Raw genomic sequence first — 24,359 nt, 5'->3', positions numbered from 1 at the left:
CATCCGCCGGCGTCGCCTCCAGCGGATCGCGTGCTAGGGTGGTTCCCATGTTGAAGCCGGTCTCCCTGCCTCGCCGGCCGCTCGCCGCCCTTGCGGCGTCCGGTCTGATCCTCGCCGCCTGCGATCGCGAGGCCCCGCCGCCGCCCGACGGCGACCCGCCTGCCGAGCCCGCTCCCGCGGCCGCGCCGCCGCCGGTGCTGACCCCGACGATGGACCGGGCGGCGCTGCTCGAGGCCCTTGAGGCCGCCGCCGGGGCCTACGCCGCCGGCCGGCCCGTCGAAGGCTCCGACCCGCTGGTCGGCCGTCAGTTCTCGATCCGCCTCGCCTTCGGCTGCACCGCCCCGGACCCGCGCCCGGCCGACGCCGCCGGCGACGGGCTGGCCCGCTGGTCGTGGGGCGAGGGCCGCGAGACGATCCAGCTTTCCCTGACGCCCGGCGACTGGTCGGAGTCGGCCCTCATCGCCGGGGCGGTGGACGGCGAATGGGAGGCGGTCGAGGGCTTCTGGATTCCGCGGCCGTGGATGACGGCCGACGGCTGCCCGCAGGTGAAGCCGGATCCGCTGGCCGGGCCGACCGCGGCCTCGCCGCAGACCGCCGGCCTCGCGGCCGTGTTCGAGACCGGCGGCTCCCGGCTGGGCCGCCGCAACGGCCGCGCCTACAGCTTCACCGTCCGCGGCGACGGCGATGCGCCGCTGGTCCGGCCGGTCGAAGGCTGGCGGGTGGTGCTCGAGGGCCGCTTCGCCGCCTTCCCGGGCGGGCGCGCCATCCGCTGCCGCGCCGCCGGCCCGGACCAGCGACCGGTCTGCGTCGCCGCGGTGCAGATGGACCGGGTGGCCTTCCAGGACGCCGGGGGCGCGGTGCTCGGCGAGTGGCGCACCGGCTGAGCCGCCCGGCTCAGGGCTGCAGGCGATAGCCGCCGGCGTCGGTGAGCAGCAGCCGCGCCTGCCCCGGCTCCGGCTCGATCTTCTGGCGCAGCCGGTAGATGTGGGTCTCCAGCGTGTGCGTGGTGACCCCGGCGTTGTAGCCCCACACCTCGGTGAGCAGCTCCTCGCGCGACACCGCCTTGGCCCCGGCGCGATAGAGATACTTGAGGATGTTGGTTTCCTTCTCGGTCAGCCGGACCTTGCGCCCCTTGTCGTCGACCAGGACCTTGGCGGCCGGCCGGAACTCGTAGGGCCCGATGCGGAAGACCGCGTCCTCGGACTGCTCGTGGCTGCGCAGATGGGCGCGGATGCGGGCCAGCAGCACGGCGAAGCGGAAGGGCTTGGTGACGTAGTCGTTGGCCCCCGACTCCAGTCCCAGCACCGTGTCGGCGTCGGACGACTGGCCGGTCAGCATGATGATCGGCGTCGACACCCCGTCCTTGCGCAGCAGCCGGCAGGCCTCGCGGCCGTCCATGTCGGGCAGGTCGACGTCCAGCAGGATCAGATCGGCGCGGGTCTCGCGCCCCAGCCTCACCCCCTCGGCGGCGGTCGCGGCCTGCACCGGGCGGAAGGCCTCGTGCAGCGCCAGCTGCTCGGCGAGGGCCTCGCGCAGGTCGTCGTCGTCGTCGATGATCAGGATGGTCTTGGGCGTGGGCATGTCTGCAAGAATGGCGAGGCTTGGGCGCTTCGCCAAGGGCGCAGCCCTGCGGCGAAGGTTTTCAGGGGCTAGAGGGCGCGGGGAGCGGGTTTCGTTCCCCGAACAGGGCCGATCCCACCCGCACATGGGTGGCGCCGAAGCGGATCGCCGTCTCGTAGTCCGCGCTCATCCCCATCGACAGGCCTTCCAGCCCCTCCCGCCGCGCCAGCTTGCGCAGCAGGGCGAAGTGCGGCCCGGCGGCCTCCCCGGCGGGCGGGATGCACATCAGGCCCTCGACGCGCAGTCCCAGCGCCCGGGCCCGCGCCACGAGCGCCGGGACGTCGGCGGGCGCGGCGCCCGCCTTCTGCGGCTCGGCCCCGGTGTTGACCTGGATGAGGACCCGGGGACTCCGGCCGATCCTGGCCACGGCGGCGGCCAGGGCCTCGGCCAGCCGCGGCCGGTCGAGGGTCTCGATCACGTCGAACAGGGCGACGGCGTCGACCGCCTTGTTCGTCTGCAACGGCCCGATCAGCCGCAATTCGAGGCCGGAGATCGCATCCCGGCGTTCGCGCCACCGCCCCTGGGCCTCCTGCACCCGGTTTTCGCCGAACACCCGCTGCCCGGCGGCGAGCGCGGCCTCGACGGCCGCGTCCGGCTGGGTCTTGCTCACCGCCGTCAGGGTCACGGCGGACGGGTCGCGCCCGGCCGCGCGACAGGCGCGGGCGATGCGGCGCCGCACGGCCTCGAGATTGCCGGCGACGGCGCTGGACGCCGGGGGAAGATCGGGAGATGGGGTCGTCATGGATGCATCCGACGCCGAGATCCTGTGGCAGGCGGCCTGCGGTCTAGCCCGGACGGCGGAGTCTGTCAGCCGCGGCGGACGACGGCGTGCGGACGCCCCGCCGCCGCTGCTGTTCTTCACCGACCCCCTGCGCACGCCCCGCCCGTGGGAGACGGCGGCCCGCCTGCCGGCCGGGGCGGCGGTGGTCTACCGCCACTTCGGCGCGGCGGATGCGGGGGATGCGGCGCGGCGCCTGCGCGAGGCCACGGGCCGCGCCGGCGTCCGCCTGCTGGTCGGCCTCGACGCGCCCCTGGCCGCGCAGGTGGGGGCGGACGGCGTGCACCTGCCGGAACGGGCGCTGGACGAGGCGGCGGCGCTGGCCGCGGCGCACCCGGACTGGTGGATCACCGGCGCCGCCCACGGGGCCGGGGGCCTGGCGCGCGCGGGGGCGCTGGACGCGGTGGTGCTGTCGCCGGTGTTTCCGGCCGGGGGCGCGTCCGGGGACCGGCCCGCCCTGGGACTTGAACGGTTCAGGACCCTGGTCGCGGGGGCCCCGGCGCCGGCCTACGCCCTCGGCGGGATCGATGCGACGAACGCGCACGAACTCGCCGGCAGCGGCGCCTACGGCCTGGCGGGCGTGGGCGCGATCCGGGCGGCCTTCGGCCCGGACTGAGGCTCAGAAGCGGAAGATGGACTCGAGCCGGAAGCGCGGCGCGGCGCGGCGATCGGTCTGGGGGCCGCGGCCCGGGTCGCGGTCGGGCTCGGCCAGGCCGGCGGCGGCGCCGACGCGCAGCCGCGGATTGACCCGGTAGTAGGCGCCCGCCTCGACGTCGCCGAGATTGCTCTCGCGGCTGACCGGCTGGCTGAGGTTCAGGTCAAGGCCCCAGCGGCCCCGCTCGGTGAAGCGCAGGCGGCTTTCGCCGGCCGGCGTGCTGCGCACGGACTGGGCCTCGGAGAGAGAGACGGCGGGCGCCTGGCTGCGCGACGGGCTCTGGGCTGCGGCCGCGCCCGCCGTGGCGGCGAGCGCCGCTCCGGCGATGATCCCGGCGATGCGTGCGCCTGTGCGCATGTCCTGCCCTTCGAATGGGACGGCGTTGACCGTGCGTCCTTGACTGCAAGTAGGCGCCGCCTGTCAGCCCGGTCAACCGAACGGCGGCCGGAAGCTCCGGTTCCGTGCGAGTCCCGGGACTCCTGTGGCGCGAGCGTCACGACTCTTCCCGCGCGATCGACCCGCCGCGATGCGGCCCTCGCGGGAGCCGCGCCTTGTCATCGCCCCTTTTCCGCGTGTTATAGAGCCTCGCTTCGGCTTCAACCCGGTTCGGGGGGCCGACGCCTGCGCCGGAGGGTCCGGCGCCGGTCACGGTGCATGGAGATGCTTCGATGGTGCTGGTACGCGGCGCGACGGTCGCCCTGATCGCCTCCGGTCTGATGCTCGGCGGTTGCGGCGGCCTGCCGGGCATGGGCGGCGGCTCCCGGACGGAGCCGGCGGCCCAGACGGGTATCGGCGTCAACGCCTTCCTGTGGCGCGCCACCCTCGACACCCTGAGCTTCATGCCGCTGGCCAGCGCCGATCCGTGGGGTGGCGTGGTGAATTATGACTGGTACACCGATCCCCGCACCCCGAACGAGCGCTTCAAGGCGACGGTGTTCATCCTCGACACCCGCCTGCGGGCCGACGCGCTGAACGTGACGGTGACCAAGGAAGTGCGCGACGAGGCCGGACAGTGGGTCGGCGCGGCGGTCTCGGCCCAGACCGAGACCGACCTCGAGAACGCCATTCTCACCAAGGCGCGTCAGCTCAACCTGTCGACGACCCGCTAACTCCCGTTTTTCGATCTCCGCCTCCTTAAGGCCGCGCCCTTCAGGAGCAGCCTCAAGGACTCCCGTGGCCCGTTACGAGCCCAAGACCGCCGAACCCCGCCAGCAGGCCCGCTGGGCGGCCGCCGACGCCTTCCGCACGCCGACCGGAGGCACGGGCCGGCCGAAGTACTATGTGCTCGAGATGTTCCCCTACCCGTCCGGGAACATCCACATGGGCCACGCCCGGAACTACGTCATGGGCGACGTCGTGGCCCGGTCCAAGCGCGCCCAGGGCTATGACGTTCTGCACCCCATGGGCTGGGACGCCTTCGGCCTGCCGGCCGAGAACGCCGCCATCGAGCGGGGCATCCATCCCGGCGACTGGACCTGGTCGAACATCGCCGCGATGCGCGACCAGCTGAAGCTGCTGGGGCTGTCGCTGGACTGGAGCCGCGAGTTCGCGACCTGCGACCCGGCCTACTACGGCAAGCAGCAGGCGTGGTTCCTTGAGCTGTTCCGGCGCGGCCTCGTCTACCGCAAGGACTCGGTGGTCAACTGGGACCCGGTCGACAACACCGTGCTCGCCAATGAGCAGGTGGTCGACGGGCGCGGCTGGCGGTCGGGCGCGATCGTCGAGAAGCGCAAGCTGAACCAGTGGTTCCTGCGCATCACCGCCTACGCCGACGAGCTGATCGAGGGGCTGAAGACGCTGGATCGCTGGCCCGAGAAGGTCCGGCTGATGCAGGAGAACTGGATCGGCCGCTCGAAGGGGCTGCAGATGACCTGGGCCTGGGCCGGCGAAGCGCCGGCCGCCGCCCCGGACGGGCTGGAGATCTACACCACCCGCCCCGACACCCTGTTCGGGGCCAGCTTCATGGGCCTGGCGCCTGACCATCCGGTTGCGCGCGAGCTGGCGGCGGCGCGGCCGGACGTGGCCGCCTTCGTCGCCGAGTGCCGCAAGGGCGGGGCCAGCCAGGCCGACATCGAGCAGGCGGAGAAGGTCGGCCTCGACACCGGCCTGCGCGTCCGCCACCCCTTCACCGGCGCCGAGGTTCCGGTGTGGATCGCCAATTTCATCCTGTCCGAGTACGGCACGGGGGCGATCTTCGGCTGCCCGGCCCACGACCAGCGCGACTTCGAGTTCGCCCGCAAGTACGGCCTCCCCGTCCTGCCCGTCGTCCGGCCCGAGGGCGCCGGCGAGGACTTCGCCGTCGAGGACGAGGCCTACACCGGTCCCGGCGTGCTGTTCCGGTCCGACTTCCTTGACGGGATGGAGATCGAGACGGCGAAGGCCGAGGCGATCCGGCGCATCGAGGCCGCCGGCCAGGGCCAGGGCGCGACCATCTATCGCCTGCGCGACTGGGGCGTGAGCCGCCAGCGCTACTGGGGCTGCCCGATCCCCATCATCCATTGTCCCGCCTGCGGGCCGGTCGCGGCGGACCAGCTCCCCGTGGAACTGCCGAAGGACGTGACCTTCGACACGCCCGGCAATCCGCTCGATCGCCATCCCACGTGGAAGCACGTGAAGTGCCCGTCCTGTCACGGCGATGCGACACGCGAGACCGACACCCTCGACACCTTCGTCGACTCCAGCTGGTACTTCGCCCGCTTCACCGATCCGATCGCGTCCGAGCCGATCGCCCGGGCCGCCGCCGACCACTGGCTGCCGGTCGACCAGTACATCGGCGGCGTCGAGCATGCGGTGCTGCACCTGCTCTACGCCCGCTTCATCAGCCGCGCCCTCTCCGACGCCGGGCTGATGGACGTGCGCGAGCCGTTCGCCGGCCTGTTCACCCAGGGCATGGTGGTGCACGAGACCTACCGCCGCGCCGACGGCCTGTGGGTCGAGCCGACCGACGTCGAGCTGACCAACGACGGGGGCCGCCGGGCGGCGCGCCAGCTCTCGACCGGCGAGACCCTGGTCATCGGCGACATCGAGAAGATGTCCAAGTCGAAGAAGAACGTGGTCGCCCCCCAGGAGATCGTCGACACCTACGGCGTCGACGCGGGCCGGCTGTTCGTCCTCTCCGACAGCCCGCCCGAGCGGGACGTGCAGTGGACCACCGGGGGCGTCGAGGGCGCGGCCCGCTTCGTCCAGCGGGTCTGGGCCGAGGTGGACGGCTTCGATCCGGCCAATCCGGGCGACGAGGCCGCCAACGCCTCCCTGGTCCGCGAGACCCACAAGGCGATCAAGGCGGTGTCGGAGGGCATCGACGGCTTCCGCTTCAACTCGGCCATCGCCAAGCTCTACGCCTTCCTCGCCACCATCCGCGAGCACGGCGCCGCCGGCGGGACGGCGAAGCGGGAGGCCCTTTCGGCCCTGCTGCGCCTGGTCGCCCCCTTCACCCCGCACGTGGCGGAAGAAGGCTGGACGCGCCTCGGCGAGACGGGGATGATCCTCGACGCGCCCTGGCCGGTGTATGATCCGGCCCTGGCGGCGGACGACGAGGTGGTGCTGCCGATCCAGATCAACGGCAAGCGCCGCGGCGAGATCCGCGTCGCGCGCGGGCTGGAGCCGGCCGACGTCGAGGCCATCGTGCTGGCCGACGCCGAGGTGCGGAGCCGCCTGGAGGGGCTGACGGTGAGGAAGGTCGTGGTGGTCAAGGATCGCATCGTCAACCTGGTGGCCAACTGATGCGCCGCCTCGCCCTCGCCGCTGTCGCGCTGATGGGACTGGCCGGCTGCGGCTTCACCCCGCTTTACGGCGACGCCGGCGCGGGCTCGGCCCTGTCGCGCATCGCGGTGACGACCCAGGACGACCGCCTCGGCTACCGCGTCCGGGAGCAGCTCGAGGACGCCCTCGGCCGCGACGGCGGCCAGACCCCGCTGTGGCGGCTGGAGACCACCATCGACCAGTCGCGGCGGCCGCTGGGCCGGCGCATCGACGACACCGCCGCCCGCTACGAGCTGACGGTGCGCGGCGCCTGGACCCTGACCCCACTCAACGGCGGGGAGGCGATCGCCGGGGTCGAGACGGTGACCACCACCTACGCCGCCGCCGACCAGCCCTACGCCGCCATCGCCGCCCAGCAGGACGGCGAGGAACGCGCCGCCGCCGAGCTGGCGCGGCTGATCCGGCTCGACCTGCTCCGGGCCCTGTCACGCCCGTGATCCTGTCGAAGCGGCCCGAGGTCGAACGCTTCCTCAGGTCGCCGGACCCGGGGGTCCGGGCCGCGGTGATCCACGGCAAGGACCGGTCCGGCGTGGCCGAGCGCGCCGAGGCGCTGTGCCGGGCGATCACGCCCGACCTCAACGACCCGTTCAACGTCACGGTCCTCACCGACAGCGACCTCGACGGCGACGAACGCCGGCTGGACGAGGCCCTGACCGCCCTGTCGATGATCGGCGGGCGCCGACTGGTGCGGGTTCGCCTGTCGGCCGAGAAGGCCTCGATCGACAAGTCGCTGGCGGCGGCCCTCAAGGCCCACGCCGCCGGGTCCTACAATCCCGACGCCATGCTGGTGATCGAGGCCGGCGCCCTGGGCCGCGACTCGGCCCTGCGCAAGGCCGCCGAGGCGGACAAGGCGGCGGTCGGCATCGCCTGCTACGAGGACGAGGTCGGCGACGTCGCCCGCATGACCCGGGAGGCGCTCGCCGCCGACAAGGTGGGGCTGACCCAGGACGCGCTGGACCGCTTCGTGGCCCGCCTGCCCCGCGAACGCGGGCTGATGCGGCAGGAGATCGAACGGCTCGCGCTCTACATCGGCCCTGGCAGCGGCCGCACCCTCGACGTCGAGGACCTGGAGCGACACCTCGGCGTGGAGCCCGACGCCTCGCTGCAGGACGCCGCCCTGCAGGCCTTCGGCGGCCGCGCCACGCCGGCCCAGGCGGGGCTCCGCCGGGCCCTGGCCGAGGGCGAGAGTCCGGTGATGGCGGTGCGCCAGGCCTCGATCCATCTCGGCAAGCTGCGCCGGATCAACGTGCTGCAGGCCAGCGGGGCCAATGCGCGGGAGGCCGCCAAGGCGGCGGGTGTGTTCTGGAAGCAGGAGGCCGAGATGCTGCGGCAGGCGCGCAGCTGGCGGCTGACGGACCTCGACGCCGTGCTGGACAGCGTCAATGCGGCGGACGTGGCCACGAAGACGACGGGCTCGCCCGACCAGCTGATCGCGGAACGCCTGTTGCTGGAGATCGCCGCGCGGGCGCGGCGACTCGGCCTTTAGCCGCGCTTCGAGGCGCGACGGAAGGCGGGCTTGTTCAACGCCGTGTTCCGCTGCGACACCGATTGCTCCGGATGGCGGCCCGGGCGGACGTCGGAGGCGCGCGCCGCAGCGGCCTGGTCCCGTCTGGCGGCCAGCGCCTTCTTCAGGGATTCGGCGGTGGGGTTCACGGGCTTTTCGGTCATGCCGCCTCTATAGCACGCCGCCCCGGCTAACCGCGCATCAAACGGCGGCAGAGGTCGTCGAGCTGCTCCAGCGAGCCGTAGCGGATGGTCAGTTCGCCGCGCCCGCCCCGGTCGGCCAGCTGCACCTTCAGGCCCAGGGCGTCGGCGAGATCCTGCTCGAGGGCCGCGACGTCCGCGGAGCCCTCCCCGCGCGCGGCGGCGCCGGCGGCCTTGCGCTGCGGTCTCGGCCCCTCGGCGGCGCGCCGGGCCAGGGCCTCCGTCTGGCGGACGTTCAGCCCCTCCTCGACGATCTGCTTCGCCAGCGCCGGCGCCCCGGGGACGTTGACGAGGGCGCGGGCGTGCCCGGCGCTGAGCTGGCCCGCGCGCACATATTCCAGCACCTCTTCCGGCAGCTGCAGCAGGCGCAGGGTGTTCGCGACATGGCTCCGGCTCTTGCCGACCACCCCGGCGACGGCGTCCTGGGTGCGGCCGAAGCGCTCCATCAGCATCCGGTAGGCGTCGGCCTCCTCCAGCGGCGTCAGGTCGGCGCGCTGGACGTTCTCGATGATCGCCACCTCGAACACCTCGACGTCGTCCATCTCGCGGACGACGATCGGCACCTCGGTGAGCCGGGCCTGCTGGGCCGCGCGCCAGCGACGTTCGCCGGCGATGATCTGCCAGACGCCGTCCTGGCCCGGCTGCGGCCGCACGAGGATCGGCTGCAGCACCCCCTTGTCGCGGATGGAGGCGGCCAGTTCGTCGAGGTCCGCCGGCTCGAAGCGCTTGCGCGGCTGGTCCGGGTTGGGCTTGAGGGTCTCGATCGGCGCGATGCGCACGCCGGTCGGCGCCGGCGACCCGTCGACGGCGACGCCCTCCGCCGCCTGCTCGCCCAGAAGGGCCGAAAGGCCCCGGCCCAATCCGCGCTGTCGTTCGCTCAAGATACTGATTCCGTTCTTCTATTCGTTTCAGGCGGCGATCTGTTCGCGGCGCTTGCGCTCGCGCGCCACCACCTCGCGCGCCAGCCGCAGGTAGGCCTGGCTGCCGGCGCATTTCAGGTCGTAGATCAGGGCGGGCTTGCCGAAGGACGGCGCCTCCGACACCCGAACGTTGCGCGGGATGACGCTGTCGTAGACCTTGTCCCCGAAGTGGGCCCGCACGTCGTTGGCGACCTGGCCGGACAGCGCGTTGCGCCGGTCGTACATGGTCAGGACGAGCCCCTGGATCTCCAGCGCCGGGTTCAGGCTCTGGCGCACCATCTCGACGGTCTTCATCAGCTGCGTCAGGCCCTCGAGCGCGAAGAATTCGCACTGCAGCGGCACCAGCACCGCGTCGGCGGCGGCCATGGCGTTGAGGGTCAGCAGGTTCAGGGACGGCGGGCAGTCGATCAGCACATAGTCATACCGGGTCTGACCCTTGCCCCCCTGGGCGGCGAGGGCGTCGCGGAGGCGGAACGAGCGGCGATCGGCCTGGCTGAGCTCGATCTCGACCCCGGACATGTCCGCGTCGGCGGGGATGATCCAGAGGCCCGGCACCGCCGTCTGCACCGCCGCGTCGTCCACGGACCGGCCGTCGACCACCACGTCGTAGATGGTCACCCGGCGTGTTTCACGTGGAACACCCAGTCCCGTGGAGGCATTGCCCTGCGGGTCCATGTCGACGATCAGCACCTTCTCGCCGATCGCCGCCAGGGCGGTGCCGAGGTTGATCGCCGTGGTGGTCTTGCCCACCCCGCCCTTCTGGTTGGAGACGGCGAGGACGCGGGTCTTACCGGCTTTTGACACGGCGAAGGCTCCGGACGGATACGATGCGGCCGCGCGGATCGCTGCGCGAGACGGAGAGGTCGGACTCAAATTGCCAGAGGCGACGGGCCTCCGCCACCTCAAGCTCCGCCTTTTCCCCCTTCAGGAACAGGCCCCGCGCGCCCCGTTGTAGATAAGGCTGTGCATAGGCGAGGAGCTTGTCCATCGCCGCCACGGCGCGGGCGGTGACGACGTCGACGGCGAGGGTCTGGGCCTCGGCGCGGCCGTTGATCACCGTCGCCGGCAGGTCGAGCTCCTCCACCACCTGCTGCAGGAAGCGGCAGCGCTTGCCGAGCGAATCGATCAGCCAGACATGGGCGCCGGGCGTGTCCTTCAGCAGGATCGCCAGAACCACGCCGGGGAACCCCGCCCCGGCCCCGAGGTCGGCCCAGGTCCTGGCCTCGGGCGCGAGGGCGAGCAGCTGGGCGGAGTCCCAGAAGTGCCGGTTCCAGATGTCCGGCAGGGTGTCGGGGCCGACGAGGTTCATCACCGCATTGGCCTCGGCGAGGCGGACGGCGAAGGTCTCCAGATCGGCGAGCCGCGCGTCGGAGGCCCCGGTGAGGGTCTGGAACCCGGACGGAGTCATCGGGGCGTCTCCTCCCCATCGAGGATGGGGAGGGCGACCGCCCGCAGGGTGGTGCAGGAGTCAGCGAGAGGCCCGGCCCGGCGCCCCTCCACCGTTACGCGATCCCCCTCCCCGCCTTGCGGGGAGGAGAGAGATTGGAGACTCCTCACGCGGCGACCTTCGCCTTCCGGACGTGCGACAGCAGCGCCGTCAGCGCCCCCGGCGTCATGCCCTCGATGCGGCCTGCCTGGCCGAGCGTGCGGGGCTGCACGAGGGCCAGCTTCTCGCGCACCTCGTGGGACAGGCCGCCGATCGCCGCATAGTCGAGGTCGACCGGCAGGGCCAGGGCCTCCTCGCGGCGCAGGGCCTCGGCGTCCGCCGCCTGGCGGTCGAGGTAGCCGGCGTAGGCGGCGTCGATCTCGATCTGCTCCCGCACCTGGCGCGACCAGCCGGCGATCTCCGGGCGCACCGACCGGAAGGTGTCGAGCGTCACCCCGGGGAAGGACAGGAGATCGCGGATCGAGCGGCGCTGACCGTCGGCGTTGACCTTCACGCCCAGCTGCCCCGCCTCCTTGGGCGTGAAGAGGGTTTCACGTGAAACGGCCTGGGCCGCCGCGAGCTCGGCCGCCTTCGCCGCCCAGGCGGCGGCGCGGGCGGACCCGACCGCCCCGGCCGCGAGGCCGAGGGGGGTCAGGCGCTGGTCGGCGTTGTCGGCGCGCAGGCTGAGCCGGTACTCCGCCCGGCTGGTGAACATACGGTAGGGCTCGGTCACGCCGCGTGTGACCAGATCGTCGATCATCACGCCGATGTAGGCCTGATCCCGGCCGAGGACGAGCGGGTCCGATCCGGCCGCGGCCCGGGCGGCGTTGAGTCCGGCGATCAGGCCTTGGGCGCCCGCCTCCTCATAGCCGGTGGTGCCGTTGATCTGGCCGGCGAGGTACAGGCCCGGCCGCCGCTTGACCTCCAGCGCCGGCGTCAGCTCGCGCGGGTCGACGTAGTCGTACTCGATCGCATAGCCGAAGCGGAACACCTCCACCGCCTCCAGCCCCGGGATGGTGCGGAGGAAGGCGAGCTGGGTGGCGTCGGAGACCGAGGTCGAGATACCGTTCGGATAGACGGTGGGATCGTCGAGACCCTCGGGTTCGAGGAAGATCTGGTGCGAGGTCTTGTCGGCAAAGCGAACCACCTTGTCCTCGATGGACGGGCAGTAGCGCGGGCCCCGTCCCGACAGATGCCCGCCGTAGACCGCGCTTTCGCCGAGGTTGGCGGCGATGATGCGGTGCGTCTCCTCCGTGGTGTGGGTGACGCCGCAGGCGATCTGGGGGACGGCGATGCGGTCGGTGAGGAAGCTGAACGGAACCGGGTCGGCGTCCGCCTCCTGCCGGTCGAGGCGATCCCAGGCGATGGTCCGACCGTCGAGCCGCGCCGGCGTTCCGGTCTTCAGCCGGCCCATCCGGAGACCGGCGCCGTAGAGGTCGGCGGCGAGGCCGGTGGACGGCGCCTCGCCGTGACGACCGGCGGGGATGCGCTGGTCGCCCTTGTGGATCACGCCGTTGAGGAAGGTGCCCGTGGTCAGGACGACCGCGGCCGCGCGCAGCTCAAGGCCGTCGCCGGTGACCACGCCGGCGACCTTTTGTCCCTCGAGGCGGAGGCTTTCCGCCGTGCCCGCCATCAGCGTCAGGTTCGGGGTGGCCGCCATTTCGGCCTGCATGGCCTCACGATAGAGGCGCCGGTCGATCTGGCTGCGAGGGCCCTGCACCGCCGCCCCCTTGGAGCGGTTCAGCAGGCGGAACTGGATGCCGGAGACGTCCGCCAGCCGGCCCATGACGCCGTCGAGGGCGTCGATCTCGCGCACCAGATGCCCCTTGCCGAGGCCGCCGATGGCCGGGTTGCACGACATCTCGCCGATGGTCTCGAGCTTCTGGGTCAGCAGCAGGGTCCGCGCGCCGGCGCGCGCGGAGGCGGCCGCGGCCTCGCAGCCGGCGTGCCCGCCGCCGATGACGATGACGTCGAAGGTATGCATGGGCGGGGACATAGTCGATTTCCCTCTCGCCCGCCACCGGAGCCGCAGCGTTTCACGTGAAACGCCGGGGCCCTACTTGCCGATGCAGAAGCTGGCGAAGACCTCGCCGAGGATGTCCTCGACGCCGATCGCCCCGGTGACCCGCGCGAGCGCATCCGCGGCCCGACGCAGATCGTCGCCGGCCATCTCGGGCGCGAGGTCGAGGGCGCGGCGGCCCGCCTCGACCGCCGCCAGCGCCTCCTCCAGCCGCCGCCGGTGCCGCTCGCGGGTCACGGCCGGGAAGTCGGCGCCGGACAGATCCCGCGCCAGCCGGGCGGCGATCCAGTCGTGCAGGGCGGGGAGCCCCTCCCCGGTCGCCGTGCTGACCACGATCGCAGGCCGGTCCGGCGGCGGCGCGGCGCGGTCGAGGTCGGCCTTGGTGAGCACCAGCAGGTCGTCCGGCCGGACGAAGTCCGCCGCCGCGCCGTCCGGGTCGCCCGGCCCGCGCACCCACAGGCGCAGGTCGGCTTCGGCGGCGCGGGCGCGGGCGCGGCGGACTCCCTCGGCCTCGACCGGATCCTCGGAGTCGCGGAGGCCGGCGGTGTCGGACAGGGTCACCGCATAGCCGCCGATCACCAGGTCGGCGTCCAGCACGTCGCGGGTCGTGCCGGCGATCGGGGTGACGATGGCCGCCTCGCGCGCCACGAGGGCGTTGAACAGGGAAGACTTGCCGGCGTTGGTCTCGCCGATCAGAACGATCCGGTAGCCTGCCCGCACCCGCTCGCCGCGGCGCGCGTCGGCGAGGGCCGCCTTCAGATCCGCGATCAGCCCGTCCAGCACCGGTCCGGCGGTGCGCGCCAGATTGTCCGGCACCTCCTCGTCGGGGAAGTCGATCTCGGCCTCCACCAGCGCCAGGGCGCGGAGCAGGTCGCGGCGGAAGCCGGCGTAGGTCTGGCTGAGGCGGCCGTCCAGCTGGCCCAAGGCCTGGGCTGCCTGGGCCGCGGTCTCGGCGTCGACCAGATCGGCCACCGCCTCCGCCTGGGCCAGGTCCATCCGGCCGTTCTCGAAGGCGCGGCGGGTGAACTCGCCGGGCTCCGCCGGGCGCAGGCCGAGGGCGATCAGCGCCTCGCCGGCAGCCTCGACCACCGCCCGCCCGCCGTGGAGGTGGAGCTCGGCGCTGTCCTCGCCGGTGTAGGAGTTCGGCGCGGGGAAGCGGAGGACGAGGGCTTCGTCGATGCGGCGGCCGTCGTGGGACAGGCGACGCAGGCTGGCGTGGCGGGGCCTGAGGTCCGGCGCGCCGAGGGCGGCGAGGGCCGCATCCGTTCCCGGACCGCTGAGGCGGAGGATGGCGACGGCGCCGCGCCCGGGGGGCGTGGCGAGGGCGAAGATGGTGTCGGTCATGCCGCGTCCCGTCCCCGCCACGCCGTCACTTGACCGCCGCCTCCATCAGCTTGCGGAACTGCTCCTGGGCCTGGAGGCCGAAGCTGGTCCAGGTCTTCATCAGCTCCTCCGGCTGCATGGCGGCGACATTGTCGGCCATGCGCTTCTGCATCTCGGCGACCATGGCCTCGTTCAGCGGCGCCACGTCGGGCAGGCCGAGGAAGGCCCGCGCCTCCGCCGGGGTGCAGTCGATCTCGACGTTGACCTTCATTCGCCGTTCTCCGTTTCACGTGAAACAGCGGCCCTGCCGCCGTCAGGTGTTCATCGACTGGAAGAAGTCCGCGTTGTTCTTCGACTGGCGGAGCTTGTCGAGCAGGAACTCGATAGCGTCCTGCGGCCCCATCGGGTTGAGGATTCGGCGCAGGACGTAGGTCTTGGCCAGCTGGTCCTTCGGGGTGATGAGGTCTTCCTTGCGGGTGCCGGACTTGAGCACGTCGATGGCCGGGAAGATGCGCTTGTCGGCCACCTTGCGGTCCAGAACGATTTCGCTGTTCCCGGTGCCCTTGAACTCCTCGAAGATCACCTCGTCCATGCGGCTGCCGGTGTCGATCAGGGCCGTGGCGATGATGGTCAGCGAGCCGCCCTGCTCCACATTCCGCGCGGCGCCGAAGAAGCGCTTCGGCCGCTGCAGGGCGTTGGCGTCCACGCCGCCGGTCAGCACCTTGCCCGAGGACGGCACGGTCGCGTTGTAGGCGCGGCCGAGGCGGGTGATGGAGTCGAGCAGGATCACCACGTCCTTCTTGTGCTCGACCAGGCGCTTGGCCTTCTCGATCACCATCTCGGCGACGGCCACGTGGCGGGTGGCCGGCTCGTCGAAGGTCGAGGCGATCACCTCGCCCTTCACCGTCCGCTGCATGTCGGTGACCTCCTCGGGCCGCTCGTCGATGAGCAGGACGATCAGGATCACCTCGGGGTGGTTGCGCTCGATCGACTTGGCGATGTTCTGCAGCATCACCGTCTTGCCGACCCGCGGCGGGGCGACGATCAGGCAGCGCTGGCCCTTGCCGAGCGGCGCGACGATGTCGATGACCCGGCCCGAGCGGTCCTTCAGGGTCGGGTCCTGGATCTCCATGTGCAGCCGCTCTTCCGGATAGAGCGGGGTCAGGTTGTCGAACAGGACCTTGGTCTTGACGGTCTCCGGGTCTTCCAGATTGATCGTGTCGACCTTCAGCAGGGCGAAGTAGCGCTCGCCCTCGCGCGGCGCGCGGACGGCGCCGTGGATGGTGTCGCCCGAGCGCAGGCCGAAGCGGCGGATCTGCGACGGCGAGACGTAGATATCGTCCGGCCCCGGAAGATAGTTGGCGTCCGGGCTGCGCAGGAAGCCGAAGCCGTCCGGCAGGATCTCCAGCACGCCGTCGGCGATGATCTCCACCTCCTCCTCGGCGAGGGCCTTGAGGATGGCGAACAGCAGGTCCTGCTTGCGCAGGTTGGAGGCGTTCTCGACCTCGAGCTGTTCGGCGAAGGCGACCAGGTCGGCCGGCGTCTTCTCGTTCAGCTCGGCGAGGGTGATGCGGCCGTTGGGCACGATCGGCTCGCCGTCGTCCTCCTCCCCGGCCTCCTGGTCGACCATCGGCAGGTCGGCGGCGGCGACGTCCGTCGCGGACGGGTCGCCGTCGAGGGTGGCGGTCTCGGGGGCGGTCGGATCGGTGTCGCGGACGTCGGTCATGGGGATGTCTTCTTCAGGCGTGCGCGCCGACGCCCGCAAGGCGGGGTCGAGGCGGCTGGCGATAGGTGGCCTTGCGGCCGGCAGGAAGGGCGACGGGCTCCCGCAGGGTCGATCCGGCAGGCGTCGCTGGAGAGAGGGACCGTCCGGCGCGGCCAGGAACGGTTCAGGAGCAGCGAAACCACGCCGCAGGGGTCAGGTCAAGCGCGGCCGCGCCGGAGCTCAGCCGAACGCCCACTCCGTGGTCACCGACAGCACCATGACGATGGCGATCAGGAACGGGATTTCGTTGGTCATCCGCCAGAAGCGGCCGGAGCGGGTCGAGGTCCCCGCGGCGATCTTCTTCCGTTCGCCGGCGAGGAAGCCGTGCCAGGCCCCGAGCGCCGCGACGCCGGCCAGCTTGGTCGCCATCCACGGCTGCAGCGCGGTCTCCCAGCCGCGGATGTGGAGCAGCCACAGGCCCAGCACAAGGGCCGCGGTCATGGCCGGGTTGACGATGATGCGCAGCAGCCGGGTCTGCCAGACGCGCAGGAGCGCCTGCATCTCGGATCGCAGCGGTTCCGGCTTGTCGTTCTGCTCGGCGTCGTAGGCGTACAGCCGGGGCAGGAACAGCATGCCGGCCATCCAGGCGATCACCGCCAGGATGTGCAGCCCGCGCGCCAGGTCGTACCAGCTCATCCGGCTTTCCTCTCGTTCTGGCAGGGGCAGGCCTTCCAGTCCGCGCGACAGCCCGGGCCGTAGGGCGCCACCCCGGTGCGGCCGAGGGCGTGCACGGCGGCGTCGGCGAGGGCGTCGATGAACGGCTGCGCCGTCCCCACCGCCGGCGCCCGCAGATAGGGGGCCACCCCGAGCTCGTGCGCCAGTTCCCGGTATTCTATGTCCAGCTCGACCAGGGTCTCGACGTGTTCGGAAACGAAGGCGATCGGCGCCACCACGACCCCGACGCCGTCCCGCGCCGCCTGCTCGAGCGCCTCGGGCGTGGAGGGGCCGAGCCATTTCAGCGGGCCGACGCGGCTCTGGTAGCAGATCTGATGGTCGACCGGCCGGCCCAGCTCGCCGAGGCGCGCCGCCACGGCGGCGACCGTGCTCTCCACCTGCTCCTGGTAGGGATCGCCCTTGCCCGACACCAGCTTTTCGGGGATGCCGTGGGCCGAGAACAGAACCCGGACCGGACCTTCGCCGCTCTCGTCGAGCTTCTCCGCGATCGCCGCGGCCTGGGCGTCGACCCAGCCGTACGCCTCGGGCCAGCAGCACACCGTGCGGCTGTCCCCCGCCCCGGTGTAGGCCGCATTCCACGCCTTCAGGGAGGAGGCGCTGGTGGTGGTCGAGTACTGCGGATAGAGCGGCAGCAGGACGATCTCGTCGGGTCCGAAGGCCGCCACCGCGGCCGCCGTCTCCCCGGTCAGCGGCCGCCAGTAGCGCATGGCGATGAAGACCCGGACCTCGTCCCCGGCCAGGCGGGCGCCGAGGGCGGCCTCCAGCGCCTCCGCCTGCCGGCGCGTCTCCGGCAGCAGGGGCGAGCCGCCGCCCATCAGGGCGTAGTTGGCCTGGGCGGAACGCTCGCGCCGCGACGAGATCAGCCAGGCCAGGGGCGTGCGCGCGATCCCCGGCAGGCCGATGATGGCGGGATCGTTGAACAGGTTGAACAGGAACGGCTTCACCGACGCCTGGTCGTCGGGCCCGCCGAGGTTGAACAGCACCACGGCGATGCGGCGGCCCTCCAGCGCCCTCATTGCGCGCCGATCCGCTTCAGAACCTGCTCCACATGGGCGATCGGCACGTCGGGCAGGATGCCGTGGCCGAGGTTGAAGACCCAGGGCCCGTCGCCCCACGCCTCCAGAAGCGCGTCGACCCGCCGGTCCAGCAGCGGGCCGCCGGCCCGCAGCAACAGCGGATCGAGCGCGCCCTGGATCGGCTTGATCGCCTGCACCCGCCGGCCGACCGCCAGCGGGCAGGCGGTGTCGAGCGCCACGGCCTGGACGTCGCACTCGGCCGCATAGCGTTCGGCGAGCGCCGCCGAGCCGCGCGGGAAGCCGATCAGGGGCGCGGTCACGCCGAGCTCCCGCACCCGCCTGACCAGCGCCTGGTGCGGCCGCAGCACCAGCCGCTCGAACAGATCGTCGGGCAGGCCCTCGGCCCAGCTCTCGAAGATCTGCAGCGCCTGGGCCCCGGCGTCGGCCTGCATCTTCAGATAATGGGCGGTGGCCTCGACCAGCGCCTCCAGCACCGCGTCGACCCGGTCCGGCTCGGCGTAGGCGTAGGTCCGCGCCTGCGCCCGCTCGCCCTTGCCGATGGTCCGCGCCTCGCCGTCCAGCATGTAGGTGGCGACGGTCCACGGCGCCCCGGCGAAGCCGATCAGGGCGCGGTGCGGCTCGAGCTCCCGGCGCACGATCGACAGGGTCTCGCCGACCTGCTTCAGCGCCTCGCCGGCCCCGGCCGTCTTCTCCCGCATCGCCTCCACCGGCGGGAGGGCCCCGAGCCGCGGCCCCTCGCCGGCCTCGAACCAGACGTCCTGGCCGAGCGCGCGGGGGATCAGCAGGATGTCGGCGAAGACGATGGCGGCGTCGAAGCCGAACCGGCGCATCGGCTGCAGGGTCGCCTCGGCGGCCTTCTCCGGATCGAGGCAGAATTCGATGAAGCCGGGCGTGGTGGCCCGCAGCGCCCGGTACTCCGGCAGGTAGCGCCCGGCCTGACGCATGAACCAGACCGGAGGCCGGGACGTCGTCTCGCCGGCGAGGGCCTTGAGGAACAGGGGCGTGTCAGGGGAGGTCATGCACCCTTGGCCTTACCGGCGGCCCGGTCCGCGCTCAAGCCCGGAGCAAGGTCGCACCCCTTTCCCTTCCCATCATTCGAATTGAAGAAAGGCGAAGGAAGAGGTTGGGCCGGGGACGACGGGGACAACCGGCGGAACATATCGCGACCGTCGCGGGGCGGCGCCCGCACCGCCCACAGGCTGATCGACAGCCTCGTCGGCCCTGTCGAAACCGGGGAAAAGTCCTAACAAGACCTTAACGGGCCCGTCCTTGCGGGAGGGGACCCCGGTCGGGCCGACGGGCGCCGATCGGGCGAACCGGAGTCCTCCACAGCGGCCGGAGGACGACCCCGGTCCGCCCGGGACGACTCGCCGGACAGGCGGTCCGTCCCTCCACCCTCATCCCCGCTCGCGGGGGCGCCGCCCGCTTGCTATGGAAATCGGCGCCCGCCGCCGGCGGATCGGCGCCCCGCCCCGTCCACAGGAGTCCCCCGCGTCATGGACAGATCGTCCCCATGAGTCCCGGCCGTCCTTCCGGCCCCTCGCGGCTGGCGACCTACTTCCACGTCCACCTCGTCTCGGACTCCACCGGCGAGACGCTGAACGCCATGGCCAAGGCGGTCGTCGCGCGCTTCGACGGGGTCATCCCCATCGAGCACATCTACGCCCTGGTGCGGTCGGAGCGGCAGATGGACCGGGTGCTGGAGGAGATCGCCTCGGCCCCGGGCGTGGTGCTGCACACCCTCGTCGACCGCGAGCTGCGCGAGCAGCTGGAGGAGGGCTGCCGCCGGCTGGACACGCCGCAGATCGCCGCGCTCGATCCGCTGGTCGGCGCCCTGTCGCGGTACCTCGGCGCGGCCCTGTCCACCCGGGTGGGGGCCCAGCACGCCCTGGACACCGACTACTTCAACCGCATCGCCGCCCTGGACTTCGCCATGGCCCACGACGACGGCCAGGGCACGACGGACCAGCTGGAGGGGGCGGACGTGGTGCTGTGCGGCGTCAGCCGGACCTCCAAGACCCCGACCTGCATCTATCTCGCCCACCGCGGCATCCGCGCGGCCAATGTGCCGCTGGTGCCCGGACAGGAGGACGGCGAGCGCCTGACCAAGCTCAGGAACCCGCTGGTCATCGGCCTGACCGTGTCGCCGGACCGGCTGGTGCAGATCCGCAAGAACCGGCTGGACGGCCTCAACGCCCACCGCGCCAGCGCCTATGTCGACCATGACTCGGTGCGCGAGGAGACGGTGAAGGCGAGGCGGCTGTTCGAACGGCGGGGCTGGCCGGTCATCGACGTGACCCGCCGGTCGGTGGAGGAGACCGCCGCGGCGATCATCAACGTGCTCAACGAGAAGCGCACCCACCGCGTGGGGACCGCCTGGTGAGCCCGTCCGGCGAACGCCTGGTGCTGGCCTCGAAGAGCGCCGCCCGCCGCGCCATGCTGACGAACGCCGGCGTGCCCTTCTCCGTCGACGTCGCCGATGTGGACGAGGCCGCGGTCAAGGCGATGCACGACCCGGCGGACGCCGCCGGACTGGCCGGGGAGCTGGCGCGGGCCAAGGCCCTGGCGGTGTCGCGCCGCGATCCCGAGGCCTGGGTGCTGGGCGCCGACCAGACCCTCGCCTTCGACGGCGGGCTCGTCTCCAAGGCCCCCTCGCTCGCTGCGGCGCGCGCCCGGCTGCTGTCGATGCGCGGCCGTCCCCACCACCTGCATTCCGGCGCGGCCCTCGCCCGCAACGGCCAGGTCGTCTGGTCCGGGGTCGACACGGCGACCCTGCGGGTGCGCGACTTCTCCGAGGCCTTTCTCGACGCCTACCTCGCCGCGGAGGGCGAGGCCCTGCTCGCCTGCGTCGGCTCGTACCGGCTCGAGGGCATGGGCGCCCAGCTGTTCGAGGCGGTCGAGGGGGACTATTTCACCGTGCTCGGCATGCCGTTGTGGCCGGTGCTGGCCGAGCTGCGGCGCGCCGGAGTGCTGAGGACGTGAGCCGCGCCGTCGCCGGCGTGGCGGGCCGTCCGATCGGCCACTCGCTCAGCCCGGCCATCCACCGGGCGTGGATCGCGGCGGCCGGCCTCGACGCCGACTACCGGCCCTTCGAGCCGGAGGACGCCGCCGACTTCGACCGCCTGCTGGAGACCGGGCGCGCGGGCCGTATCCGCGGGCTGAACGTCACCGCCCCGTACAAGGAACAGGCCCTCGCCCGGGCGGATGTCGCAGGGCCGGCGGCCCGCGCCTGCGGCTCGGCCAACCTGCTGCTGTTCGAGGCGGGCCGCATCCACGCCGACAGCACCGACGGCGCGGGCCTGCTCGCCGCCCTGGCGGAACAGGCGCCGCAGCTCCGGCTGCGGGGCGCCGGAGCCGTGGTGCTGGGGGCCGGCGGGGCGGCGCGGGCCGCCGTGGCGGCGCTGCGCGAGGCGGGCGCCGCCGTGGCTGTCATCAACCGCACCCAGGCGCGCGCCGAGGCGCTGGCCGCGGAGCTCGACGCGCGGGTGGGCGCGCCGGAGGCGCTGGCGGAGGCGGCGCTGGTGGTGAACGCCCTCAGCGTTCCGCCGGCGATCGACATCGACGCCCTGCCCGCCGGCGCCGTGCTGATGGACATGACCTACCGGCCGCTGGAGACCGCCTTCCTCGCCGCCGGCCGGGCGCGGGGGCTGACGACGGTGGACGGCCTGGCCATGCTGATCGGCCAGGCCCGGCCGTCCTTCGAGGCGCTGTTCGGTCGGCCGCCGCCGCCGGTCGACGTACGCGCCGTGGCGCTGGCGGCCATGGAGGCGCGGCCATGATCGTGCTCGGCCTGACCGGATCGATCGGCATGGGCAAGTCGACGACCACCGCCATGTTCGCCGACGAGGGGGCCCTGGTGTGGAACGCCGACGCGGCGGTGCACCGTCTCTATGCGCGGGGCGGAGCGGCGGTCGGGCCGGTGGGCGAAGCCTTTCCCGGCGTGGTGGTCGACGGGGCCGTCGACCGGACGCGGCTGGCGGCGGCGCTGGGGGGCGACGACGCGGCGTTCCGCCGGCTGGAGGCGATCGTCCATCCGCTGGTGGCGAGGGGCCGCGTGGAGGATCTGGCGGCGGCGGAAGCGCGGGGAGTCCGGCTGGCCGTGCTCGACATCCCGCTGCTGTTCGAGACCGGCGGCGATGCGGCCGTCGACGCGGTGGTCGTGGTCACCGCCCCGCCGGAGGTCCAGGCGGCGCGGGTGCTGGCCCGGCCGGGCATGACGCGGGAGCGGCTCGACGCCATCCTCGCGCGGCAGCTGCCCGACGCGGAGAAGCGCCGCCGCGCGGACTTCGTCGTCGACACGAGCCAGGGGCTGGAGGCCGCCCGGGCGCAGGTGCGGGAAATCGTGGGGACGGTTCTGTCGCCGCACTGGACGCCGCCCCGCCGCCGTCTTCCGCCGGCGTCCGAACCGGGCCATTAAGGGGCCATGGCGCGCGAGATCGTTCTGGACACCGAGACCACGGGCTTCGATCCGAAGACCGGAGACCGGCTGATCGAGGTCGGCTGTATCGAGATCGAGGACCTGCTGCCGACCGGGCGGACCTTCCACAGCCTCGTCAATCCCGAGCGGCTGATCCCGCCGGACGCCATCCGGGTGCACGGCATCACCGACGACAAGGTGCGCCACGCCCCCAGATTCCGCGAGGTGGTCCACGATCTGATGGCCTTCATCGGCGACGCGCCGGTGATCGCCCACAACGCCGCCTTCGACCGCAGCTTCATCGACCACGAGTGCGGCCTGTGCGGCCATCCGCTGATCGAGGAGACGCGCTGGATCGACACCCTGCAGCTGGCCCAGAAGCGCTTTCCGGGCATGGCCAATTCGCTCGACGCCCTGTGCAAGCGCTTCCGGATCAGCCTCGTCGAGCGCACCCTGCACGGCGCCCTGATCGACGCCCGCCTGCTGGCCGACGTCTATCTGGAGCTCAAGGGCGGCAAGGAGCGGCGCCTGGACCTGTCGGCCGCCCGCGTCTCGGTCGAGGTGGCGACGCAGACGGTCGGCGGCTACGGGCCTCGGCCCCGGCCGCTGGCGCCGCTGTCCAGCGAGACGGAACGCGCCGCCCACGCGGCCTTCCTGCGGGCGACCCTGAAGGACCGCTCGCTGTGGGAGGCCTACGGCCTGTCGGTGGAGACGGAGCAGGCGTCCGCGGCCTGAGCCGCGGCCGGGATCAGGCCTGGCCGGTTTCCGCCGGGCCGCGGGCGATCTGCTGCTGGCGGGCCACGTAGATGCCGGCGAAGTCGATCGGGTCCAGCATGAAGGGCGGATAGAAGCCGCCGTCCGAGGTGGCCCGGGCGATGATCTCGCGTGCGAAGGGGAACAGGTAGCGCGGGCACTCGATGAGCAGCAGCGGCTCGATGTCCTGCTCGGCCACGCCCTGCAGGGCGAACAGGCCGCCGTACAGCAGCTCGATGTTGAACACCGTCATGGCGTCGGTCGAGGCCTTCACGGTCAGGCGCAGGTCGACCTCGAACAGGCCGTCCTTGCGGCCCTGGGCGTTCATCTCGACCCCGAGGTCGATGGCCGGCTTGCCGTCGACCCGCAGGCTGTCGGGCGCGCGCGGGTTCTCGAACGACAGGTCCTTCACATACTGGGCGACGATCCGGAAGCCGGGGCCGGCCGGCGGCTGTCCGCCGGTCGCGGACGGATCGGCGTTGGTGTCGGCGGGCGGAGCGGCGTCGGTCATCGGATCGGTCTGCAGAATGGCTGGTCGGGCCGGCGGCCCGGGAGGGGCGGCGACTAGCATGCGGCGCCCCCTGCGGCAACGCGGCTCGCCCGCCCGGGGCGCCGCCGCGCCTTGCGCCCTCCCATATCAGCCCCTAATCGTCGTCCGCGCCCCTCGCCGGGGCGCCAGCCAGGGATGCCCCGTGCCGGTCCAGGTCCAGATCGTCGTCTTCGCCGTCATCGCCGCCTTCGTGCTGTTCCAGCTCTACAATGTGCTGGGCAAGAAGGTCGGGCGGCAGCCCGAGGACGACGCGCGCGCGCGTCCTCCGGCTCCGGCCGCGCCTGCCTCGGCGGGAGAGGCGGCCGCCGCCCGCCCGAACGTGCTGGATGCGGTCACCCTCGCCGCCGTCGCCGGCCTGAAGGCCCGGGATCCGAATTTCGACCCGGTCCGCTTCCTCGAAGGCGCCCGCCAGGCGCACGAGACCATCGTCCGCGCCTACGCCTCCGGCGACCGCGAGACCCTGAAGCCCCTGCTGACCGCGCGGGTGATGGAGTCGTTCGAGGCCGGCATCGCCGCCCGCGAGGCGCGCGGCGAGACGGAGATCGCCGAATTCGTCCATCCGGCCCGCGCCGACCTGGAGCTGGCCACGGCGGAGGGCGACCGCGCCGTCGCCAAGGTCCGTTTCCTGGCCGAGCTGCGCAACCGGGTGAAGCCGGCCGATCCCGCCGCGGAGGAGCAGGTGGAGGAACGGCGCGTGGCCGAGGTCTGGACGTTCGAACGCCGGCTGGGGGCCAGCGACCCGAACTGGGTTCTGGCCCGCACCGAGCCCGCCAGCGCGTGAGCCGCGGCCTGCGCCTGGCGGCGGCCGGGGGCCTCGCCGCCCTCACCGTCGCCGCCTGCGCCACGGCGCCGGCCGGCCCGGCCGGCCCGGCCGCTCCCCCCGCCCCGGGCGGCCCTCCCGTGGCCCCGCCGCCGGCGGAGCCGCCGCCGCCGGCGGCGGGGCCACGGGAGGGC

27 protein-coding genes are annotated in these 24,359 nt (G+C 72.9%); 12 read left to right on the top strand and 15 right to left on the bottom strand.

Translation table 11 applies throughout. The annotated features are described in order from the left end of the window. Positions 1-47: 47 nt before the first annotated feature. The gene (locus H2038_RS03240) at positions 48-884 is read left to right on the top strand and encodes a hypothetical protein (protein ID WP_292109141.1); all 837 of its coding nucleotides are present in this window, start codon (positions 48-50) and stop codon (positions 882-884) included. 10 nt (positions 885-894) lie between these two features. Here H2038_RS03240 and H2038_RS03235 read toward each other — a convergent pair whose 3' ends face one another. After that, entirely contained in the window at positions 895-1,581 is a 687-nt protein-coding gene (locus H2038_RS03235; RefSeq protein WP_292109139.1) for a response regulator transcription factor, read from the bottom strand. Positions 1,582-1,642: 61 nt separating this feature from the next. Then, entirely contained in the window at positions 1,643-2,362 is a 720-nt protein-coding gene (locus H2038_RS03230; protein WP_292109137.1) for a YggS family pyridoxal phosphate-dependent enzyme, read from the bottom strand. On the opposite strand from H2038_RS03230, the gene H2038_RS03225 reads away from it, so the two are divergent. Then, positions 2,361-3,014: a thiamine phosphate synthase gene (locus tag H2038_RS03225; RefSeq protein WP_292109135.1), complete on the top strand. Its 654-nt coding sequence runs from the start codon at positions 2,361-2,363 to the stop codon at positions 3,012-3,014. The two genes, H2038_RS03230 and H2038_RS03225, sit on opposite strands and share 2 nt — an antisense overlap. Before the next feature lie 3 nt (positions 3,015-3,017). Here H2038_RS03225 and H2038_RS03220 read toward each other — a convergent pair whose 3' ends face one another. Next, on the bottom strand, positions 3,018-3,410 hold the full coding sequence (locus H2038_RS03220; RefSeq protein ID WP_292109133.1) for an NtrZ family periplasmic regulatory protein: 393 nt from the start codon (positions 3,408-3,410) through the stop codon (positions 3,018-3,020). A gap of 311 nt (positions 3,411-3,721) precedes the next feature. On the opposite strand from H2038_RS03220, the gene H2038_RS03215 reads away from it, so the two are divergent. The 4 genes from H2038_RS03215 (at position 3,722) to holA (ending at position 8,301) form a co-directional block, all read left to right on the top strand. Further along, positions 3,722-4,162: a DUF3576 domain-containing protein gene (locus H2038_RS03215; RefSeq protein ID WP_292109131.1), complete on the top strand. Its 441-nt coding sequence runs from the start codon at positions 3,722-3,724 to the stop codon at positions 4,160-4,162. Positions 4,163-4,226: 64 nt separating this feature from the next. Next, positions 4,227-6,776: a leucine--tRNA ligase gene (gene leuS / locus H2038_RS03210; protein ID WP_292109129.1), complete on the top strand. Its 2,550-nt coding sequence runs from the start codon at positions 4,227-4,229 to the stop codon at positions 6,774-6,776. Next, positions 6,776-7,252 carry an LPS assembly lipoprotein LptE gene (lptE, locus tag H2038_RS03205; protein WP_292109127.1) on the top strand — a complete coding sequence of 159 codons (477 nt, stop codon included), beginning with the start codon at positions 6,776-6,778 and terminating at the stop codon, positions 7,250-7,252. The genes leuS and lptE overlap by 1 nt, the downstream gene beginning before the upstream one ends. Next, entirely contained in the window at positions 7,249-8,301 is a 1,053-nt protein-coding gene (gene holA / locus H2038_RS03200) for a DNA polymerase III subunit delta (protein WP_292109125.1), read from the top strand. Before lptE ends, holA begins: the two co-directional genes overlap by 4 nt. Here holA and H2038_RS03195 read toward each other — a convergent pair. The 11 genes from H2038_RS03195 to hemE form a co-directional block, all read right to left on the bottom strand. Next, on the bottom strand, positions 8,298-8,483 hold the full coding sequence (locus tag H2038_RS03195; protein ID WP_292109123.1) for a hypothetical protein: 186 nt from the start codon (positions 8,481-8,483) through the stop codon (positions 8,298-8,300). The genes holA and H2038_RS03195 overlap by 4 nt on opposite strands. 26 nt (positions 8,484-8,509) lie before the next feature. Continuing rightward, a complete protein-coding gene (locus H2038_RS03190) occupies positions 8,510-9,400 on the bottom strand; it encodes a ParB/RepB/Spo0J family partition protein (RefSeq protein WP_292109122.1) in 891 nt (296 codons plus the stop codon). Positions 9,401-9,427: 27 nt separating this feature from the next. After that, positions 9,428-10,243: a ParA family protein gene (locus H2038_RS03185; protein ID WP_292109121.1), complete on the bottom strand. Its 816-nt coding sequence runs from the start codon at positions 10,241-10,243 to the stop codon at positions 9,428-9,430. Continuing rightward, entirely contained in the window at positions 10,227-10,847 is a 621-nt protein-coding gene (rsmG, locus tag H2038_RS03180) for a 16S rRNA (guanine(527)-N(7))-methyltransferase RsmG (RefSeq protein WP_292109119.1), read from the bottom strand. Before rsmG ends, H2038_RS03185 begins: the two co-directional genes overlap by 17 nt. A 145-nt stretch (positions 10,848-10,992) precedes the next feature. After that, complete coding sequence (mnmG, locus tag H2038_RS03175) at positions 10,993-12,861, bottom strand: tRNA uridine-5-carboxymethylaminomethyl(34) synthesis enzyme MnmG (protein ID WP_292109117.1); 1,869 nt, start codon at positions 12,859-12,861, stop codon at positions 10,993-10,995. Positions 12,862-12,921: 60 nt separating this feature from the next. After that, the gene (mnmE, locus tag H2038_RS03170) at positions 12,922-14,229 is read right to left on the bottom strand and encodes a tRNA uridine-5-carboxymethylaminomethyl(34) synthesis GTPase MnmE (protein ID WP_292109115.1); all 1,308 of its coding nucleotides are present in this window, start codon (positions 14,227-14,229) and stop codon (positions 12,922-12,924) included. Positions 14,230-14,254: 25 nt separating this feature from the next. Beyond that, positions 14,255-14,479, bottom strand: coding sequence for a DUF6489 family protein (locus H2038_RS03165; protein ID WP_292109113.1), 225 nt, complete (start codon positions 14,477-14,479; stop codon positions 14,255-14,257). 42 nt (positions 14,480-14,521) lie between these two features. After that, positions 14,522-15,934, bottom strand: a complete 1,413-nt coding sequence (rho, locus tag H2038_RS03160) for a transcription termination factor Rho (RefSeq protein WP_292109111.1) — start codon at positions 15,932-15,934, stop codon at positions 14,522-14,524. A 219-nt stretch (positions 15,935-16,153) separates the two neighbouring features. Further along, complete coding sequence (locus H2038_RS03155; RefSeq protein WP_292109109.1) at positions 16,154-16,609, bottom strand: CopD family protein; 456 nt, start codon at positions 16,607-16,609, stop codon at positions 16,154-16,156. Continuing rightward, positions 16,606-17,664 carry a ferrochelatase gene (gene hemH, locus H2038_RS03150; protein ID WP_292109107.1) on the bottom strand — a complete coding sequence of 353 codons (1,059 nt, stop codon included), beginning with the start codon at positions 17,662-17,664 and terminating at the stop codon, positions 16,606-16,608. Before hemH ends, H2038_RS03155 begins: the two co-directional genes overlap by 4 nt. Continuing rightward, the gene (gene hemE, locus H2038_RS03145) at positions 17,661-18,704 is read right to left on the bottom strand and encodes a uroporphyrinogen decarboxylase (protein ID WP_292109106.1); all 1,044 of its coding nucleotides are present in this window, start codon (positions 18,702-18,704) and stop codon (positions 17,661-17,663) included. Before hemE ends, hemH begins: the two co-directional genes overlap by 4 nt. Positions 18,705-19,198: 494 nt before the next feature. Between hemE and H2038_RS03140 the strand changes: the two genes are divergently transcribed. From H2038_RS03140 to dnaQ, 5 genes are read left to right on the top strand one after another with little or no spacing between them, the layout of a single operon-like run. After that, positions 19,199-20,068, top strand: coding sequence for a pyruvate, water dikinase regulatory protein (locus H2038_RS03140; protein WP_292109103.1), 870 nt, complete (start codon positions 19,199-19,201; stop codon positions 20,066-20,068). Beyond that, the gene (locus H2038_RS03135; RefSeq protein WP_292109463.1) at positions 20,062-20,667 is read left to right on the top strand and encodes a nucleoside triphosphate pyrophosphatase; all 606 of its coding nucleotides are present in this window, start codon (positions 20,062-20,064) and stop codon (positions 20,665-20,667) included. Before H2038_RS03140 ends, H2038_RS03135 begins: the two co-directional genes overlap by 7 nt. Beyond that, positions 20,664-21,464 carry a shikimate dehydrogenase gene (locus tag H2038_RS03130; protein WP_292109101.1) on the top strand — a complete coding sequence of 267 codons (801 nt, stop codon included), beginning with the start codon at positions 20,664-20,666 and terminating at the stop codon, positions 21,462-21,464. The genes H2038_RS03135 and H2038_RS03130 overlap by 4 nt, the downstream gene beginning before the upstream one ends. Continuing rightward, complete coding sequence (gene coaE, locus H2038_RS03125) at positions 21,461-22,102, top strand: dephospho-CoA kinase (protein WP_292109100.1); 642 nt, start codon at positions 21,461-21,463, stop codon at positions 22,100-22,102. Before H2038_RS03130 ends, coaE begins: the two co-directional genes overlap by 4 nt. Before the next feature lie 6 nt (positions 22,103-22,108). Beyond that, positions 22,109-22,837, top strand: coding sequence for a DNA polymerase III subunit epsilon (gene dnaQ / locus H2038_RS03120; protein ID WP_292109098.1), 729 nt, complete (start codon positions 22,109-22,111; stop codon positions 22,835-22,837). Between the two features lie 13 nt (positions 22,838-22,850). Here the strand turns inward: dnaQ and secB are convergent, their stop codons facing one another. Then, complete coding sequence (secB, locus tag H2038_RS03115) at positions 22,851-23,366, bottom strand: protein-export chaperone SecB (protein ID WP_292109096.1); 516 nt, start codon at positions 23,364-23,366, stop codon at positions 22,851-22,853. 181 nt (positions 23,367-23,547) lie between these two features. On the opposite strand from secB, the gene timA reads away from it, so the two are divergent. After that, the gene (gene timA / locus H2038_RS03110; protein ID WP_292109095.1) at positions 23,548-24,186 is read left to right on the top strand and encodes a TIM44-related membrane protein TimA; all 639 of its coding nucleotides are present in this window, start codon (positions 23,548-23,550) and stop codon (positions 24,184-24,186) included. The last annotated feature ends 173 nt before the right edge of the window (positions 24,187-24,359 follow it).

Source organism: Brevundimonas sp. (assembly GCF_013912005.1).
GTDB lineage: Bacteria > Pseudomonadota > Alphaproteobacteria > Caulobacterales > Caulobacteraceae > Brevundimonas.
The sequence above is the reverse complement of the archived record's forward strand: the minus strand, read 5'-3'. Positions and strand labels throughout refer to the sequence as shown.